Below are 17983 nucleotides of genomic sequence, written 5' to 3'. Positions count from 1 at the left end.
GGGGTTTTCGATTTAGTCGATTTTTAGCTAATCAAGAGGATCATAAATCCTCTTCTCTCCTTCAAGCGCCTTTATAGAAGAGATCTCCTGAGTCACTTCCAGTGTTCCCGCATATTTTCCTAATGTATCCCGCAGAGCGAAATATCTTATGTGAACAATCTTTGGTCCAAGATTAAGCCAGAATTCTGCAACATCACGTACCCCATTCTTGAAATCTTCAAGGATCCTGTTCACAACGTGAGCGCTTTTCTGCGGATGACAGTTCTGAACCTTTCTACCGATTATTGCTCTAGTTCTAACAAAGATTCTCTCCTTCCCTTCACTGAAATACCGGACAGTGTCGTTTTCATCAACGAAAGTAATATCAAAAGGAAGGCTGTTCAACATCAAGAGTAACTGATCTACCTTCAGAAAACCACTTCCAAGATTTACTAGCCCTTCAACACCGTTGTTTTTTGATACTTCTTCAGAGAAAACGAAGGGCATCGGCTCAAATGAAAAGTACCCTATTTCATCGAACTCCACTCGAATAGATTCCCACTCATTCTTTGAAAGCAGCTTAAGCGCCGAAGGAAAGAGAATCTTGTGTTCCTTGTAGATGTGATTTGTGAAGAGTTCGCTAATTGTTATTGCGAGCTCGTTTACCTTATTTGGGTCTCCATTCTTAAGGTTCTCATATTCGATTTTCATCTTCTTTCGTAGGTTTCTAACTTCGTCATGTTCCTTCCACATGATCGCAGGAGGTTGAACCAGACCGTGCCTTTCAAGATAGGGAAAAAGCACGTTCTCCTCTTTGGAAAAATATGCCTCTAAACTATCGAGATACTGTATTGAAGATTGAAGCCTTCTTATGTCCTCGCTATCGTAATTTCTAGCAATAATCTTCCCGGTCAAATCTCTCAATTCCTTCGTCCTGTTAAGAATGTCGCGGTGTTCTTCAATCAATATGTGAAGAGGATGCCAGGAGTCGACATGAAGACTGTCTTCGTCCAGAGCCTCCTTGAACACATCAAGATGGATGTTGCACATGAGCTGGATGCTCTCGGGAGGCATACCTTCCTCCACAAGTTTCTGCTCGACCTGTGCTATTTCTACAGGTGTCAGCTCTCTTACAACTCTCATGAAATCTTCTCTAATGTTCTCAAGCTTATCGGGCTCTTCATGAAGCTTTCTGATCAATCCTTTAAGAAACTCTTCTTTGTTGAAAAGCTCACTCATCATTTCACCTCCTCATTGTCTTCATAAAGAGCGTATCCCAAATCGTTATTTACAGCAGTAACAAATGTTACGAGGGAAAAGTTGTGATTCACCGACCTTCACGGATAAGATATATATCCAATTCTTGAGAATATGGATCAAGAAATATTTAAATAATTACATAATTTCATTGAATTTGTGACTTGACAAGATCAATTTTTTGGTTATAGTATGAATATAGAGATCATATTTGAAAAGATAGATATAATTATCCCTGAAAACAGAGAATATTTTCGCGATGATAGTAAATATAGAAAGTTCAGCAAAGAGTTCTACTCAAGTCTTTTTAAAGCGTCGTTCGGTTTGTGATTAAGAATTCACCACGGGGGCTCTCAGTAATTCCTGTTGCCACAAGATTAAACGGGAAAAGAGACTTCCAGAGTAAAGAACTGTACTAGAAGGATTCGATAAGAACCTTTGAAAGGCAAAAGCAAAAACTATGCACCGAGTTGCATAAAGTCACCCCGGAGGCTTCCAACGGAAGCGCTTTCCTGCAACTGGCCCCGTGAGGGGCCTTTCCAGTTTACTGAGGAATAATCACCGATACAGAACAGCAAAATAAAGGTGCACACCAGAAGCTCTCAATTCTAAACGATCAAGACAGGCCAGAATAGCTTCACTGCATCATTTAATTGGCAGAGAACTAGTGAGGTTTGACTTTTGTTCTTTTCACTAACTGTTATTTGCATCCCTTTCCCCAATCAACTTAGATGCCTTTAACCACGCATGTCTTTCCTGCCCAACGGGAGTTGTGTTTCTGTAATCATGTTTAGAAATGTAGTTTTCGATCTCTGCTGTGAGGTCCTCATATTTATTTCTTTGGGTTTCAGCTAGCCACTGCCCACATGAATTTCTCATGTTCTTGATGATGTATCTTGAATGATTCACACAAAGGACGGATCTGGAGTTCTCATATGACCTCTGTACTTCATCTCTTTGAAGAAACTTCACGAAGGCAGAAAGATAGATTCTCTCACTATTACTGGCCACGGAACACAGAACGCAGCTCCCAGATTTCGGCTTTTTTCTAGACAAGAATCCGACATCTTTTCCATCGAGCCACGGAATTTGAGCAGCAAGAATCTCTCTAAACATTATCGAGACTGCAAGGGATCCTACTTCGGATCTCTCTTTTGCTACTTCCACAATTCTCTTTAAGTGAACTGTGCAAAGCCCATTTCTCATCAATTCCATTCGAGCATCTTCGTTGTGAAGAAGGTTGGAAAAGGCTCCGACAATCCACCCATCAACTGATTTCTCCATAGATCTGCAGACGGGACATAGTTCCCCTTCTTCAAGAAGGGAAATTATCTCGCTTTCAAGAACATTGTTGGCTTTCAACTGCACACCGGCAAACGGAACTTATCTTCCAAGCCTTAGTAACCACGCATCGGAAGGACCTTGTATCGGGCGTTTTATATCGCGATCTGATGAAGAAGTTGTGCCAATTACTATCAATTCTCTTTTTTCGGTTTCTTTTATTCTTCTCGCAAAATCATTTTCGGACCCGCCAAAAGTAGCTTCCCATTCTAGGTAACCGTCATACCCAAGCTTTATAACCCAAACGTCTCTCATACCTCTATTTTCGTGAAGGATATCGCCATCTGAAGAGTCAGTGTAACCACATATTGCAAATCCACCGTCTGCAGTTTGAACGACGTCAAACCCTTCATCGTCCTCACTGCCACCATATGTCTTGCTCCACTCCAGATCACCGTCAGAAGAGAACTTCAGTACCCAGAGATCTTTCCCACCTTTGTTCTCATTGATGTCGCCTCCGGCAGATTCAGTGAAACCAACTGCTATATATCCATCGTTAACCTCTTTTATCACATTGGCACGTTCATCGTTCTGCCCGCCGAAGAGATCTTGCCATTCAATTTCCAGCTGAGAATCGAGTTTGAGAACCCACAAGTCCTCGCCCGTCGATCTGCTGAGTGAATTTAGATCTCCATCGGAAGAAGTCGAGTATCCGCAGACGATGTATCCACCTTCCTTTGTCTGCATTGCGTAGAGAAGACCGTCTTCCGCGCTGCCACCAAAGACCTTAATGAGGTCTGTGATGAGAGTACCGCTGGAGCTCATCAACGCTACCCAACCATCCTTTGACCCGTGGTAACCGCTGTTTGCGAAATTCGAGTCTGAAGAACCTGTAATCCCCGTGATTATAAGCTTCTCGCCTATAGTGGTATTCACCGAACGAATTTCATCGTCTCCGCTTCCACCTATATAAGTCTGCCATCTGAGTGAGCCATCGTTGCGCATCATAATAACGTATCCGTCAGTACCCCCATGATATGGATAACCGCTTCCGGAATATGCTATATCACTTGAGCCCGACCCGCCGGCCGATACGTAACCGCCAGCGATTCTAACTGTATCCATAAGTGACTCCTCATCGCTTCCTCCATAACACAACTGTGGTTCCACAACATAATTATTTGATTCGTATTGAAGAAAAGGAATCCAAAAGTCACTCTTGCCTTTGTTTTCGAGAATAAGAGAGCTGTCGGTGGAACTTGAAGTGATTCCTATTAAAATCTCATTTGAGTTTTCGACAACCAGGCCGGTCCCATTTTCAAAGCCTGAACCTCCATACGTAATCTCGTGAACAAGTCTTGGGCTGTATATCGCTTTAATTGTTGTGTTTTCTTCTATTTCAACTGCGATCTCCGCCGTTTGTCTCAGTTCATTGTTTATCAACCAACCTTCAAAGTCGTATCCGGGAACGAGCGGTGCCTTTACAACTATGTTCTGTCCCTTTCTGGCAGAAAAACTGTACGGCAGCTCCCTCTCTCTGTTTCCTACTTCGATCTTTTCAATCAACGGTGTACAGCTCACTACAACTGAATACCGTCGAAAAACACATCCCGAAAGTGCAATGATCAAAACCAAACATAAGATCAGTAATAAAGACGACAGCCTTCTGCGCATTAGATCACCCCCGTTTTTTTCATCCTCATAATAAACATTGTATAACGGATACAAAGAATATTACAAAAACTACCAAACTCAGATGGTGGGTATTGCAATTTTCTCGCGTTGTGATAACATAATTGTCGACTACAGAATGGTGGTGATCTGGTGGAGGATGGGTATTGCATCAGTTACTATGAGTGTCCAGTTGTAAGGGCTTACGAAAACGGAAAGATCAACAGGGAATGGATCGAGATGTACTGTGAAAAGGATTGGACAGAATGTGCTAGATTTCGGCTAGATGATTTACTCTCGGTCTCGACGGATTTTGTCCTTCCGGACGGCAGTGTTGAAGAGAGACTAAGCAAGTAAAAATGAATGTGAGCTGACGAAAGTTATCCTTGAGAGAAGTCTAAGAACCAATAACAATTAGCACTGTTTGTCTTCACTGGGCGATACTCGTCAAAAAGCGGCAAGACCGCGTTCTCATTAAGATGGATATGTTTTTCATAATAATAATAATAAAAGCCTATCGCAGCCATCATATACCTTTTGCCATTTTCCAAATGAATTGTATTTTGAATAAGATGGTAACCAGCTTCTGCACATGAATCAAAAAGCGGAATTGATTTTATCGAAAAACTGAGATGTTTCTTCTTTTAAGTCTGATTCCTTACTAAGTCATTGATTTCTGTTGAGCAAACTTCAAATTACTAGAGTCAAACCAAGTAATGGGTGTTTTTGCGGATGAGTGCGTGGATTTTCAGACCACTTAAGCGGTCTCAGGGAGATGTTTACTGAAAAGCAAATCTACATTGAAAAGGGGGTATTTTTGATGAAGAAGCTTTTGGTAACAGTCCTAATAGTTCTCTCCACCGCATTGATCTCTAGCACTGTTTCGGTAATTGGGCCCTGGTCTGGCGTCGAGATGGACGCTTTCCTTCCAGTCCTCGAAGAATTCAAAGCAAAGACAGGCATTGATTACACCTACCAGACATACAGGGCAGAAGACCTGGCAAATGTTCTGCCGGCACAGTTTTCTGCAAAGAAGGCACCTGCAGACGTGATCTTCATGTGGTCGAACTTCATTACAAGCAACACACAACACGTGGTTGATTTATCTGATGTGATTGATACCGATGCGTATATTCCGGGTGCACTCGACAATGTCAAGACTTCAGACGGGAGAGTCTTCGGGATTTCTTACACCGCAAAAGTCAAACCGGGGTTCTGGTACAGAAAATCCTTCTTTGAAAGCCATGGTTTGAAGGCACCTACTACATGGGATGAATTTGTTGCTCTCCTTGAAAAAATCGAGACTATACCAGGAGTGAAGGACGCTATTGCAAGCGGCAATGGAGTAGGGTGGCCTCTTTCAGATGTCACCGAACACTTCCTAATTACCTTTGGCGGCCCCGAACTCCAGAAGGACCTAATCGAAGGAAACACGACCTGGAGGAGTTACGCGGTCAGGAACGCCATGGAAAAGCTAGTCTATCTTCTCGAAAAGGGATACTTCAGTGAACCCACAGAGTGGACAACTATACTCGAGCAGTGGTGGAACGGAGATTACGGTCTTTACTTCATGGGACAGTGGATAACGGGAATGGTAGACGACCCGAATGATCTGGCTGTCTTCAGTCTTCCGGGAAATCGCGGGATGGTTTTCAGTATTGACTATGCATTTGTGCCCGAATACGCAACCAACAAGGCAGAAGCTCTGGAACTTGTGAAATTCCTTTCGAGTGTGGAAGGTCAGAGCATTCAGGTTGCGCAGGGTGGCCATATTGCAACCGTCGGAGTCGACATGTCTAATTATCCTGCGGTCGACAAGGAGATTGCGAAGTTGACAGAGGGTGTTGAGACATTAAATGATCTCGATGATTCCATCGGCGGTCTCTGGCAGACAGCATTCTGGGACCAGCTTAAACTAATCTGGGTAAGACCGGAAAGGCTTGACGACGCGCTGATGGACCTTGATGAAAAAATGCCGAAGTAATCGATTTCTCTAAGTGGGGCCCATCTGGGTCCCACTTCTTTCTTCGGGGGTGATCTAGTTGGCTTTGAGAAAGGCAAAATTCAGGCACTTCAGCTACTTCATTCTGCCGGCGTTGTTGCTTCTAGTGATTTTCGTTTTATATCCTACGTTCAACACGATTTTCCTGAGCTTTGTTGACAGCGAAGGGAACCTTTCACTCTCAAACTACAGAGAAGTGTTTTCCAGCAGGGATATCCTAGATCCCCGGGGACTAGAGAGAGGTTTTCCTTTTGGGTCACTTATTCATAACTTAATGTGGATCGCGATCCATCTGCCATTAACTACCCTTGTGGGTTTATTTCTGGCTATCCTTCTGCGAGACGTAAAGGGAGGGGGAATAGTAAAGTCGATAATATTCCTTGGCATGGTTATGCCAATGATAGTGGGCGGAATAATGATTCGATTCATGTTCGAGGAAAACGTTGGCGTTGTGAATCTAGTTCTGCAGACACTTGGACTGGAAGGTAAGACTTGGACAGCATATCCAGAGACGGCTCTCTTTGCACTGATCTTCGGCTCTGTCTGGTTGTGGACAGGCTTCTCAATGATTCTCTATTCTGCCGGGCTTGAGACTATTCCCAACACATACTATGAAGCAGCCCAGATAGACGGCGCATCAAAGTTCAAAATGCTACTTAAGATAACGATTCCATTGTTGAAACCAATCACCGTTGTCGTACTTACAATGACTCTGCTGTGGGAACTGAAGGTCTTCGATATTGTTTATATTGCAACTATGGGAGGGCCAGGTGGTTCATCAAACGTTCTTGCGCTTCAAATGTATCTTTATGGCTTTCGAGAGTGGGACTTTGGAAAATCTGCAGTAGTTGCGGTTTTAATTACCGCTTCAACTCTACTGGCTGCGATTCCCATGATGAAATCGGCGGGAGATGAGGCAGAATGAGAAAGTCAAGGAGAGAGATTGTTCTAAAAACAGTCATTGCCTGGATTATCGCCCTCATATGGATCCTTCCGTTGATGGGCGTAGTTATGACAGCAATTAGGCCCTTTAGTGAAGTACTGGACGGTTGGTGGAGTCTCAAGCCGTTCACTGCAACTCTATCAAACTTCACCGGGGCACTTAATCATCGTACAGCACCACTTTATAGGGGGATGATCAACTCTCTGTTAATTGCTCTTCCCTCTACGGTAATCCCCTTAATGCTAGCAACATTGGCAGGCTATGGAATTTCCAGATATGGATTCCCGTTCAGGAAGACGTTTATTCTAACCGTTGTGCTCACTCTTGCGCTCCCTCAGCAGATGATTGCTATTCCTATCTTTAAAATAATGAGCACTCTTGGGTTGGTAGACACTTACTTCGGTCTTATTCTTCTTCATACTGCGTGGGGAATACCATGGATAACTTTCTTCATGCGTAATTACTTCAAGACCCTTCCGACCGATATGGAGGAGGCAGCCAGAATCGATGGAGCTGGAGACTTGGGTATCTTCTTCAGGATTGTTCTTCCTAATGCTTTCCCGGCAATTGCTTCGGCCTCTGCTTTGCAGTTTACATGGGTATGGAGCGACTTTTTCCTTGCTCTTATTCTCATCTATTCTCCGGACAAACTTCTGGCAACTCAAAGGATTCCATTAATGCGAGGGGTTTACCATGTCGACTGGGGACTACTCTCCGCTGCATCTTTGATGGTGATGATCGTTCCAATTTTTATCTACATATTGCTTCAAAGATATTACGTCAAAGGAATGGTCGGATGGACAATAAAATAGCGGTCTTCTTCCATCGTAAAGCTGGTTTTGAAGGATTCAAATTTCCTGAATGACTGGCGATCATACTTCTATATTTACTCGCAAAGGAGCACTATCAGATCGTTTACATTTGTACCGGTCGGCCCCGTAATGAATAAGTCGCCTGACTTTTCCAGAGCGTGGTAGGAATCGTTGTCGAGCAGAAATAACTGTGGATCTATGCCAGCATCCAACATTTTTTGAACCGTTCTTCCATCGACAATGGCGCCAGCTGCATCGGTAGGCCCATCGGTACCATCGGTGCCGACACAGGCTAGCGTAACACCACTCATTTCCTCAATCCCTAAAGCGAATGCAAGAGCAAGCTCCTGACATCTTCCTCCCAGACCTCTGCCTCTAACATGCACAACTGTTTCACCGCCAATGATCAGAGCGGCCGGCTTTTCCACTGGTCTGTTGTGTGCTTCTTCTCTTGCGATAGATGCCAGAAAAACACCGGCATCTCTTGCTTCGCAATCTAGCGAAGTTGTCAGGATAGTGGCGTTATATCCAATCTCTCTGGCAAATGTTGCTGCAGATTCACAGACTCTCGCAACACTTCCGATAATCTCAGTTTGAACGTTAAACAGACGGTCAGGAGTCTCTACCATCAGCGCCTCGATGATTCTGGAATCAACATCAATAGCGTACTTTTCAAGGACTGCAAGCGCCTGGTCACTTGTACTGCTATCGGGGTAAGCCGGTCCTGAAGCGATCGAATCAAGACGGTCTCCTAAAACATCGGAAAGAACAAGCGTATAAACCTGAGAGGGAGAGACCAGCTTTGCAAAACGCCCCCCTTTTACTGAAGAAAGGTGTTTTCTCACCGTGTTGATTTCGACGATGCTTGCACCTGAACGTAATAGACGATTGTTGACATCAACAAGATCCTCAAGCATCACCCCCTCCAATGGTTTTTCGAAGAGAGCCGATCCGCCTCCCGAAATAAGAAAGAGAATCTTTTCCGGCTTCAATTCCTCAATTCTTTTAAGAGCATAATCTGTAGCTTCTACGGTCTTTCTGTCAAGTATCGGATGCCCAGCTTCGAAAATCTCTACGCGTTCGATATCTCCCTGACTGTAGCCATATTTCGTTATTACGATTCCCGCGCTTACATCTTCACCAAGTTTGTCCATCGCGGCTTTGGTCATTCTCCAGGCTGCCTTGCCAACCGCCAAAAGAAATATAGGACCTTTCAGCCTAAGCTTCTCAAGAGCATTCTTAACGGAGCTTTCAGGCTGAACCGTTTCAATTGATCTCTCAACAATATACTTCGCTTCCTTTTTAAGTTCTCTCAAAATCGAACCTCCTTGATCAACTATTACGAGTGGAATTCTCTTCTCTGAGGGTAACCTACAAGAAGTTTCTGAATAACAATGCAAACTGAACAATTCTAGATGAATTAATTATCAAGTTAAAGAAGGCCAGAAATCCGAGAAGAAGAAGTCCTTAGAAGCAATTTGCTTGTCACTATTACCTCACATTGCTTACCGGTTCAAAAAAACTGCTTCTTTTTTTGCGCCTTATCAAAAGAAGAAGACGGTGCAGAAACACCGTCTTCTCCCATAAACAGATTGCTCAGAGTAATATTGTCAGACCAAGATACGGCCCGGGGAGGAAGTTATAGAGAAGGCTTAGCCCGGCGGTCAAAATAATATTGTCCACTGGTCTCAGCACGAATTCCCATCCTCTACCAAAAACCGGAATGAAGAACAGGAATTTGCCATCAAAGGTATAGGCATTTAGTTCACCTGGTGTGAGAGCCTTTTCGTAGTAAGTGCTAGCCTGGAAGATATAGAAGTCCATTCCTTCATAACCCGTTATGTTTCCAGCTAGATCATACACTACATCTCCGTAGAGACCCTGGCCGAGAATGAAGTTCTTCGGTGCCGCAACGAAAACCGATGCAACAAGAAGGACTGCCACAAGAATCAGGACTTTTTTCATTCGATTACCCCCTTTTGAGTGATATTGAGCTTGTTCTTACTTAACGATTTTACACTTAATACCCGCATCAAGTCAACGTATTTTCAATCTCAGAATGCAATTTCTGGCCTACAGTGTGCGTGATAACCATCAAGGTTCTAACCAGTTTTCACCATCAGAAGAGTATCCTAAGAGATCCAGGGTATCATCTCGAACTCTGTATTTCCAGAGGGTGTACAGATTCTCGACCCTTTCAGATAAGGCAAATCTAGTCTGAATCTCGTACGTGTACTCGCCCCATTCAACTTCTTCGTAATCGGACGAGACTATTTCCAGAAACCCTACATGCTCATTTCCCTTAACAAGCCTCTGATTTATGAAGAGAAGCAAAGTCTCTTCAATCGTAGAAAGGACACTCTCCGGATTGAACACCTCCACTCTGTCTCTCGTAGAAAAAACCATGAGAAACACAGAGAGTACAATCACGGCAATAATTGAGTACTTTCTGATGACAGCTTTTACTTCGCTGTCTCTTTCTGTCTCTAATCGATTATTATTGATCTGCTCTTCTTCGTTCAAAAAACGACCCCTTTCGGGGTCAATTATACATAGCCTCTAATCAAAAAACTACAGCGACGCTCAGTATCACGGAACTCAAAACTGATGATAGAATAGCTGCCGGCCCCTCAAAGAAGAAACCTAGAACGGTGAAAGGAGATGCCGAAGCTCCTGCTCCAACGAGCAGTGTCTGATTGTTCTGAAGAACGAGAGCATAATCAAATCCGACCCCAATATAGGGGAAAATCACAACATTAGTACCAAACTCGTAATAGAAATTGACCTTCTGAAGCTCGAGAGGGCTGAAATATGTCTTCCAGGTCCATCCTAGACCGAGATTTGGACCCGTCCAGCCGGTGATGTTTCCAAAAACGTCCAGTTTGGCTTCTCCATAAACAGGGGCATATAATCCCGCCACAAGTGGCTTCCCGTGTGTCTTATCTGGCCAAACTATAAGGGGCTCTGAAAATACGGCAATTGCAAGACCAAAAACGACAAGAATCAATAGCAACTTCTTCATGTCTATCCCTCCTCTAAGTGTATGAACTCAACCGGAGTCCTCAGCAATTATACAACAGGAGCAGGTAGAACCGATTGCTATTCATATCAGATTTACTGATTGTTGGAAACATAATCCTTTATATCCGAAATCTCGATCTGGTACTTTGTCTTCAGATCCTTCAACAACGAGCTCTTGGGTTCATCGATCGGCAGGCCAAAATATTCAAGGAATGCTTCAAAATCCGGGACCATCCTTTCGATCTCCAACAAGCTTGTTGTACCCTTGATATCAAATGAAGCGGATTGCCCATGATTTTCACTACCAGTCTCTTTCTCTTCTATGACTGCTTCATCTCCAGATGTTTCAAAAGGCCATCTCCCGCTGAAGAGATATGTGAACAGCCCTGGGGGGCCACTAGCCATAACTTCTGAAACAGTTGTTGATCCGTCCAAACCACTTGACTGGACAAATTCGATAATATCTTCAAAATCCACTTTGCTATGCTCGGCCAAAGATGAAATCGGTTCACCTAATTTTCCGATCAGTACTGAAAGATGTTCTCTGGATATCACTTCTTCTTCACCGATAAAACCCAGAATTCCTGTAAGGTCCTTTACTTTGAGCTCGACAGAAACCATCTCAGGTATTCCGAGGCCATTAAAAAGCTGTTCCTTCGAGATCGGATAGTTCTCGACAATTTCCTCAAAAGATGTTGAACCCTTAATATCATCGGGGACTATGTATACTCTCGTCTTTTCCGTCTCAAATTTACCTGTCAAGACAGATAGGCCTACCGGCACCAAAAATGCTGAGAGAGCCAGTATTATGTATGTTTTCACAGATATTGTCTTGCTAGCTTTTGATGACTTCTCAGAAAGACCAAACCCTATCGTGAGTGTTGAATTTGAGTTAGCTGGACAAATATCGACACACTTCATGCATCTGTTGCAGGCCGGGCTGTTCACACTGGAAACCTTCGAGACATTAATCCCTGCAGGACACACCCTATCGCATAGCCCACAATCGATACATGTTGAAGATTTCCTTCTAATACGAAAAATACTGAAGCGGTTGAAGAGACCGTTGATCGCACCCAGTGGACAGGCATAACGACAGAAAGGTCTTTCGATGAAGAGAGAAGCTCCAAGTGTAAGGAGTACTGCGATATAACCGGACAATGCAATTTCATCCGTCCATATATTAAAAAGATTATAGTAAGGGTCGAAACTACTGAATGAAAGCGTGCCGATTCTAGCTGTTTGAACAATTACGAAGATCAACATGGCATACTTCCCAAGACTTAGGATTTTGTTGAGACCTGCAGGGACCTTATTGTAATGTGATCTGAGGAGTTTTCTACCAGCTTTCCCAATCCACTCCTGAACACTTCCTAGCGGACAAATCCATCCACAGAAGAAAGCTCCCGCAATGAAGAGTGAAATCAGCAATCCACTCAGAACAAAAAGGTTGGAAGGATGTATCTTCTGGACGTAGGTGCCATCAGAGACAAGATTGTATAGCGTAACGACACCGCCGAAGGGACAGACAGCATGGAGACTTGTCGTGCCAGGCAGCTCCGCTATGCCCTTCTCAGAAAGATAGTGACCGACACTTATGTAAAGAACAAGAAGGAGAAACAATAACTGCGTAGCAATTCGTGGCACTCTATGGCGACTTTTCACAGTCTTCACATCCTCAACCAGACGATAAACTATTTGACTTGATTAACCTTAGAGTTAGCTTAGAAGCTGAAATGCTAGAATTGTATTATCAGACCTGGTAGGGGTGATGAAAGTGGGAAGAATAATCGTGCTTGCCGGAAATGTTGGTGCAGGCAAGTCTACTGTAGCAAGCGCCATTGCTGAAGGCCTTGGGTTCAATATTCACTACGAATCGGTCTCCGATAATCCCTTCCTTGAGGATTTCTATTACGACCAGAAGAGATGGTCCTATCATCTTCAGACTTACTTTCTTTATCATAGGTATTGCTCGCTTAAAGAAGCTGAAAAGAACGAGGATACAGTCTTCGATCGTTCGATTTATGAGGACAAGGAAATCTTTGCAAGAAATCTCTTTGCGACGGGCAAAATGTCTGAAAGAGAATTCAGTGCTTATGCAACGATGTTTGACTCAATGATAAAGTATCTTAAGAAGCCGGACCTTCTCGTTTATATCGATGCAGATGTCGACACTATTCTAGCTAGAATAAGGCGCAGAGGAAGACAGATGGAAACTGCGGTCCCAATTGCCTATTGGGAACAGTTAGACAGGCTGTATACTAGCTGGATAAGAGAATACGATCTTTCACCAATCTACACGATAGACGCAAGGTCCGTAGATATAGTGATCAATCCCGAAAAGGCCGAAAGAATTACGAAGGAAATAAAGGGCCTTCTGTAGAAACACTCACCGAGCTGTAATAGATTTGCGAGAAACGTAACTTGACATTTTCTCTAGTTTGCTGGTACCATGAATTATCAAAACACGACAAAGGTGATTTCTGTGAGAATGAGTTTAATTTCGATGTTTGTTACAAAAATGCCTCATCACAGACTGTGGCGCCCGGTTCCGGGAGGCGGCACCTTTTAGTCGTGCTCTCAGGATTTAAACAGACCGGGCTTATAGCCCGGTCTTTTATTTTATTGGAGGTGTATCATGAAAAAGCTACTGCTATTTGCAATTCTGATCGCTATGACCATGTCATTCGGAAGTCTGATCGACGAAGTTAAAGAAAGAGGCGTATTGAGAGTCGGGCAGGACGCTGGCTATATGCCACTTTATGGAACCAATCCCGATGGAGATCGAATCGGTCTCGAAGTAGAAATTCTTGAGAAGATGGCCGAAATCCTAGGTGTAAAACTTGAGTTTGTTATCGTAAACTGGGATGGAATAATCCCCGCTCTTGTTTCAAACAAATTCGATGTCATTTGGTCAGCAATGACCATCACTCCTGAAAGGGCCCTTAGGGTAAACTTCTCCGATCCCTATCTTACTGTCGGCCAGATAATTCTCTACAATTCCGACAAATACTCTACGGCCCCTGATGCTGAATATCTCAATAATCCGGAAGTCAAAATTGCCGTTCAGCTCGGTTCAACTGGAGCAGAGGCAGCAAACAGGCTTCTGCCCGAGGCCGAAATCTACATGTTTGAAACAATCGATGAGGCTGCATTCCAGGTCGCTTCCGGAAGGGCTGATGCAATGATATTCGACTCTATATACGCCAGATTCATGGCCAAAAAGTATGACCAGCTGGAGGTAACCGAGGATCTTCTTACTAGAGAGGATTTCGGCGTGGCTATACCGAAGGGTGACTTCGAGACACTTCAGTGGCTAAACACTTTCATTCAATGGATAAAGACTACCGGAACACTTGCAGAGCTTGAAAACTACTGGTTCGTAGAATACGAACCCGAATTCTAAGGAAAACGACATGTCAAGAGCGATGTCGAAAATAACTCTAGGAATAATGGTTGCCGGTCTTCTCTGGTTTTCCTATTCATCAGTGTCAGCAGTCTATCCCTTCAACTGGAGTAGTCTAACCAAATACTACAAGTTATTTCTGGAGGGCATACTCACTACCTTTCAGCTTAGCGTCATCGCTCTTGCTCTTGCCGTAATTGTTGGAATCATTGTAGCACTTGCTAGAGACTCAAAGGTCAACCTACTAAGAGACGCAGGGACTCTCTATGTTTGGTTCTTTAGGAATATGCCACTTCTGGTTGTAATCCTTCTTGTCTACTACGGATTTGGTTCCGCGGTAAACGTAGACAGATTCTGGGCAGGAGTAATTTCACTTTCACTTTTCGAAGGAGCCTACGTGGGCGAGATCTTCAGAGCAGGGATAGATGCAGTCCCGTCCGGTGAAAAGGAGGCGGGTGAGGCAATGGGCCTATACAGGGGTCAGATAATGTTTTCCATTGTCTTCCCCCAAGCATTCAGAATTTCGATACCGCCACTAATAGGTCAGTTGGTTACATTGATTAAAGATAGTTCGCTAGTCTCGGTGATTGCCCTGGGCGATCTTACAATGAGGGCAAGACAAGTAGGGACTCAGACTCTCGCGGTATTCGAAGCCTATATTGTACTAGCAGGTTGTTATCTGGTAATGACTTCGCTGATATCCCTGGTGGGAAGAGTGCTCGAAAGGAGGCTGGCAATTCCATGAAGGAAAAGAGTGTTATTCTTAGTTTATCGAACCTCACAAAATCATTTGATTCACAGGAAGTTCTCAAGAAGGTCTCCTTTGATGTACGAGAAGGAGATGTGATAGCAGTGCTCGGCCCATCCGGTGCGGGCAAGACCACTCTTCTTCGTTGCATAAACAATCTCATAACTCCCGATGGAGGCGACGTATTTTTCAAGGGAGAACGCGTACAAAGAACAAAGCACGCTATTAGAGCTTTCAGATCGAAAGTTGGATTTGTCTTTCAGAGATTCAACCTGATAAGTCATCTAAAAATCATCGACAATGTTGCCTTACCACTGGTAAAAGTGGGCAGAGTTAAATGGACAGACGCGAGAAAGGTAGCGGAGGTTCGTCTCAAACAGGTCGGACTTGCAGATAAATTGATGAGCTATCCATCGCAGCTCTCCGGAGGTCAACAGCAGAGAGTGGGTATAGCCAGGGCTTTGGTCATGAATCCAGACATTGTTCTTCTGGACGAACCAACTTCTGCGCTTGATCCATCACTAGTTGGCGAGGTAATGAGAGTGATCAGGAGGCTTTCTTCTGAAGGGAGAACAATGATCATAGTAACTCACGAGATTGAGTTTGCAAAGCACATTGCGAATAGGGTAGTCTTCCTTGATGATGGAGAAGTCTTTGCCGACTGTAGTCCGAATGAATTCTTTGAATCTGTTTCAGGAGAAATCGCCGAGTTCCTCACGGACCTCTCCGCAGTCGTCTGAGAATTCCTCCAGACTATTGATTGGTTGCGTTCTAAAAGAATGACAGCACAAAGACAATGAGTACAAAGTTTTGCAACGTCTTCTTACTCTCGACGTGTTGATTTTACCGTCCATGAATGGCAAACTATAGTAGACAGATCAACTTGGAGGATTTCATGAGAAGGGTATGGTTGACAGTTATGATGGTTGTTGGAATGCTTTTAGTTTCACCTGTAATGTTATCTGGAGAGATCCGAACGATTTTCGTCACTGCGCCTGCAAGTTTTCCAGACAGATCAAAGCTGGAGGCGGGCATCACAGCACTTAGGAACGTGGGTTACAGGGTCGTCGTCGGAGATAGTTGCCAGGTTTCACTTTCCCCGAGAGAAAAAGCAAATGAACTCAACAAAGCCTTTGCTAACCCTGATTACGACGCAATCATAACTGCGAGGGGCGGTTACGGTTCATACAACCTTCTCGACTGGCTCGATTGGGAGGTAATAGCTTCGAATCCAAAACCTCTTGTTGGTTACAGCGACATCACAGCACTGCTTCTTTCAGTCTATTTCAAGACAGGCCAGACCACATATCATGGCCCAATGGTTGCGGTTGAACTAGGAACAGATTCTCAATCGGTACAGAACATTGCAGCCATTTTCAACGGTGAAAAAACGATCCGCTTCAACTACCAGTCAATTCCTGTGATCGCCGGGAAGATGACCGGCAGGTTGATCCCGGCCAATCTTTCTCTATTCCAGGCTCTTCAGGGGACAGAGTATTTGGGTTCACTAAAAGATGCAATTCTCGTTCTTGAAGATGTGAGCGAGACCAAAGAGTCGCTGGAAAGAATGATCTGGAATATTGCACACCTTGACGAATTTTCATCTTTAAGAGGTGTGGTATTCGCTGGATTCACAGAAATAAAAAATGGAGACTTCGATGATGTAAAACGAATGATCCACGACTATTTCCTGGGAAAGGAAATACCTGTATGGATTGGTCTACCGAGTTATCATGGGGACTTCCCGAAAGTCGTTCTTCCGGTTGGCCAGTGGGTTGAAATCGACATGGAGAAGGGCACGATCGAAATACTTCCGGTTCCCGAAGCAAAGATCAAATAAAGAGAAGAGCGCCGGAAAACGCTCTTCTCCCTCTATATTTGTTCTAATCCTTACTGATCATTCACTGAAGTAGTGTCTAGCGGCATGATAGATGGCAATTGCTCCATCTGCTGCAGCGGTCACTATCTGTCTGACTTCCTTTTCTCTTACGTCGCCTATGGCGTAAACCCCTTTTGTTTTCGTTTCCATGAAATCGTCCGTCTTGATGTATCCAAAATCATTCATCTCGAGTTTGCCCTTCAGAAACTGTGTGTTTGGAATCAAACCAATGAACACAAAGATTCCATCAACCTCTAGAGAAGTGATCTCGCCACTGTCAACATTCTTAATGTTTATCTTTCTGACCTGTGAATCGCCCTCAATGGAATCCACTACTGAACTGTAGATGTACTCGACCTTTCGCGTATCGTTAAGCTTCTTCTGTAGTAGTTTGTCTGCAGTCAACTTCGGCAGATTTTGAACAATGGTTATTTTACTAACCATTTTGCTCAGATAAAGCGACTCATCCAGAGCGCTGTTCCCGCCTCCGATCACCGCAATGTGCTTGTCTGCGAAGAAGTGACCATCACACGTTGCACAATAGCTAACACCTCTGCCTTTGAAATCTTCTTCACCCATTACTCCAAGCTTTCTGGGATTGGAACCGGTAGCAATAACTATTACTCTGGATTTGATCTTTTTACCATTATCAAGGATAACTTCTTTATTCTGACCTTCGTTATCGATATCTACAACTTCTGCATATGTGAAGGGGACATCAAATTCTCTAGCATGTTCAGCCATCTTCTCACTCAATTCCATGCCACCAATACTTGCGAAACCCGTCCAGTTTTCAACGGTCTGAGTATTGTTAATCTGTCCGCCATCAAGTGCCTTTTCAATAATTAAGGGATTCAAACCTGCCTGGACGGCATATATACCAGCCGTAATGCCCCCAGGACCGGCTCCAATGATCGTCACATCGTAAAAATCCTTCAGTTCGGATTTCTTAGCGCTACCAAGTTCGAAGAATGACATTTTGAA

The 17983-nt window shown here is 43.9% G+C and carries 18 protein-coding genes; 9 read left to right on the top strand and 9 right to left on the bottom strand.

Going from position 1 to position 17983, the window contains the following annotated elements:
* Positions 1–27: 27 nt before the first annotated feature.
* The 3 genes from V513_RS07265 to V513_RS07255 all read right to left on the bottom strand — a co-directional run bounded on the left by V513_RS07265 (position 28) and on the right by V513_RS07255 (position 4191).
* Entirely contained in the window at positions 28–1218 is a 1191-nt protein-coding gene (locus tag V513_RS07265; RefSeq protein WP_099772172.1) for a DUF438 domain-containing protein, read from the bottom strand.
* A gap of 711 nt (positions 1219–1929) precedes the next feature.
* Positions 1930–2604 (bottom strand): DUF6062 family protein, encoded by a 675-nt coding sequence (locus V513_RS07260; protein WP_099772171.1) that lies wholly within the window; start codon positions 2602–2604, stop codon positions 1930–1932.
* A gap of 15 nt (positions 2605–2619) precedes the next feature.
* Complete coding sequence (locus tag V513_RS07255; protein ID WP_099772170.1) at positions 2620–4191, bottom strand: hypothetical protein; 1572 nt, start codon at positions 4189–4191, stop codon at positions 2620–2622.
* A 150-nt stretch (positions 4192–4341) separates the two neighbouring features.
* Here V513_RS07255 and V513_RS07250 point away from each other — a divergent pair, with 150 nt between their 5' ends.
* From V513_RS07250 to V513_RS07235, 4 genes are all read left to right on the top strand, one after another.
* Positions 4342–4545, top strand: a complete 204-nt coding sequence (locus V513_RS07250) for a hypothetical protein (protein ID WP_099772169.1) — start codon at positions 4342–4344, stop codon at positions 4543–4545.
* Between the two features lie 463 nt (positions 4546–5008).
* A complete protein-coding gene (locus tag V513_RS07245; protein ID WP_099772168.1) occupies positions 5009–6172 on the top strand; it encodes an ABC transporter substrate-binding protein in 1164 nt (387 codons plus the stop codon).
* 58 nt (positions 6173–6230) lie between these two features.
* A complete protein-coding gene (locus V513_RS07240; protein WP_006492701.1) occupies positions 6231–7115 on the top strand; it encodes a carbohydrate ABC transporter permease in 885 nt (294 codons plus the stop codon).
* The gene (locus tag V513_RS07235; protein WP_006492700.1) at positions 7112–7945 is read left to right on the top strand and encodes a carbohydrate ABC transporter permease; all 834 of its coding nucleotides are present in this window, start codon (positions 7112–7114) and stop codon (positions 7943–7945) included. The genes V513_RS07240 and V513_RS07235 overlap by 4 nt, the downstream gene beginning before the upstream one ends.
* 74 nt (positions 7946–8019) lie before the next feature.
* Here V513_RS07235 and V513_RS07230 read toward each other — a convergent pair whose 3' ends face one another.
* From V513_RS07230 to V513_RS07210, 5 genes are all read right to left on the bottom strand, one after another.
* Entirely contained in the window at positions 8020–9261 is a 1242-nt protein-coding gene (locus V513_RS07230) for a glycerate kinase type-2 family protein (RefSeq protein WP_006492699.1), read from the bottom strand.
* A gap of 280 nt (positions 9262–9541) precedes the next feature.
* On the bottom strand, positions 9542–9910 hold the full coding sequence (locus V513_RS07225) for a hypothetical protein (protein ID WP_006492698.1): 369 nt from the start codon (positions 9908–9910) through the stop codon (positions 9542–9544).
* A 129-nt stretch (positions 9911–10039) separates the two neighbouring features.
* Complete coding sequence (locus tag V513_RS07220) at positions 10040–10468, bottom strand: hypothetical protein (protein ID WP_006492696.1); 429 nt, start codon at positions 10466–10468, stop codon at positions 10040–10042.
* 40 nt (positions 10469–10508) lie between these two features.
* Positions 10509–10967, bottom strand: coding sequence for a hypothetical protein (locus V513_RS07215; RefSeq protein WP_006492695.1), 459 nt, complete (start codon positions 10965–10967; stop codon positions 10509–10511).
* A gap of 92 nt (positions 10968–11059) precedes the next feature.
* Positions 11060–12631: a 4Fe-4S binding protein gene (locus tag V513_RS07210; protein ID WP_006492693.1), complete on the bottom strand. Its 1572-nt coding sequence runs from the start codon at positions 12629–12631 to the stop codon at positions 11060–11062.
* A 106-nt stretch (positions 12632–12737) separates the two neighbouring features.
* On the opposite strand from V513_RS07210, the gene V513_RS07205 reads away from it, so the two are divergent.
* The 5 genes from V513_RS07205 (at position 12738) to V513_RS07185 (ending at position 16960) form a co-directional block, all read left to right on the top strand.
* Positions 12738–13349 (top strand): deoxynucleoside kinase, encoded by a 612-nt coding sequence (locus V513_RS07205; protein ID WP_257211984.1) that lies wholly within the window; start codon positions 12738–12740, stop codon positions 13347–13349.
* Between the two features lie 255 nt (positions 13350–13604).
* Entirely contained in the window at positions 13605–14372 is a 768-nt protein-coding gene (locus tag V513_RS07200; protein WP_006492689.1) for a transporter substrate-binding domain-containing protein, read from the top strand.
* A gap of 10 nt (positions 14373–14382) precedes the next feature.
* The gene (locus tag V513_RS07195) at positions 14383–15117 is read left to right on the top strand and encodes an amino acid ABC transporter permease (protein ID WP_099772167.1); all 735 of its coding nucleotides are present in this window, start codon (positions 14383–14385) and stop codon (positions 15115–15117) included.
* Positions 15114–15860: an amino acid ABC transporter ATP-binding protein gene (locus V513_RS07190; RefSeq protein ID WP_099772166.1), complete on the top strand. Its 747-nt coding sequence runs from the start codon at positions 15114–15116 to the stop codon at positions 15858–15860. The genes V513_RS07195 and V513_RS07190 overlap by 4 nt, the downstream gene beginning before the upstream one ends.
* A 155-nt stretch (positions 15861–16015) precedes the next feature.
* Positions 16016–16960 carry a S66 peptidase family protein gene (locus tag V513_RS07185; protein WP_099772165.1) on the top strand — a complete coding sequence of 315 codons (945 nt, stop codon included), beginning with the start codon at positions 16016–16018 and terminating at the stop codon, positions 16958–16960.
* Between the two features lie 57 nt (positions 16961–17017).
* On the opposite strand, the gene trxB is transcribed toward V513_RS07185, so the two are convergent.
* A complete protein-coding gene (gene trxB / locus V513_RS07180; RefSeq protein ID WP_099772164.1) occupies positions 17018–17977 on the bottom strand; it encodes a thioredoxin-disulfide reductase in 960 nt (319 codons plus the stop codon).
* Positions 17978–17983 lie beyond the last annotated feature (6 nt).

Origin of the sequence: Mesotoga sp. H07.pep.5.3, from assembly GCF_002752615.1 — a bacterium.
In the GTDB taxonomy this organism is placed as follows: Bacteria; Thermotogota; Thermotogae; order Petrotogales; family Kosmotogaceae; genus Mesotoga; species Mesotoga prima.
The sequence above is the reverse complement of the archived record's forward strand: the minus strand, read 5'-3'. Positions and strand labels throughout refer to the sequence as shown.